Genomic DNA, 572 nt, shown 5'->3' with positions numbered 1-572 from the left:
CATCAGGCAACGACGGGCTGCTGCCGGCCATCAGCGGACGCAGGGAGGACTTTCCGCAACCGGCCGTTCGATGCGGCACCGATGGCCTTCGCGCAGGGGTAGTGAATCCGCCAGGATTGACTTGCGCTGCCCTACCTCTCACTAGTGAGGGGCGGCAGCGCATCAAGCGGTGAGCGCACTCCGGCACCGCCAACTTTCAGCACATGCGTGTAAATCATCGTCGTAGAGACGTCGGAATGGCCGAGCAGATCCTGCACGGTTCGAATGTCGTAACCGCTGCGGAGCAAGGCCGTCGCGAACGAGTGGCGGAGGGTGTGCGGTGTGGCGGGCTTCGTGATGCCTGCTTGTTCTACGGCACGTTTGAAGGCGCGCTGAAAGGTCTGGTCATACATGTGATGGCGACGCACGACACCGCTCCGTGGATCGGTCGAATGCGTGTGCTGCGCAAAAACCCAGAACCACGGCCAGGAATGCCCGGCGCGCGGATACTTCCGCTCAAGGGCGTCGGGAAGCGCAACGCCGCTGCGGCCCTCGGCCTGGTCCTTCAGCCACCATGCCCGTGCACGCGACAG

1 pseudogene is annotated in these 572 nt (G+C 64.0%); it reads right to left on the bottom strand.

Annotated elements, in window-relative coordinates:
• Positions 1–131 precede the first annotated feature (131 nt).
• Positions 132–572, bottom strand: a pseudogene (gene intI1 / locus ACFIQF_RS23575) (class 1 integron integrase IntI1); the annotation flags it as partial.

It is taken from the genome of Comamonas trifloxystrobinivorans (assembly GCF_043359985.1).
Taxonomy (GTDB): Bacteria; Pseudomonadota; Gammaproteobacteria; order Burkholderiales; family Burkholderiaceae_C; genus Comamonas; species Comamonas trifloxystrobinivorans.
This window is presented reverse-complemented; position numbering and strand designations above follow the sequence as displayed.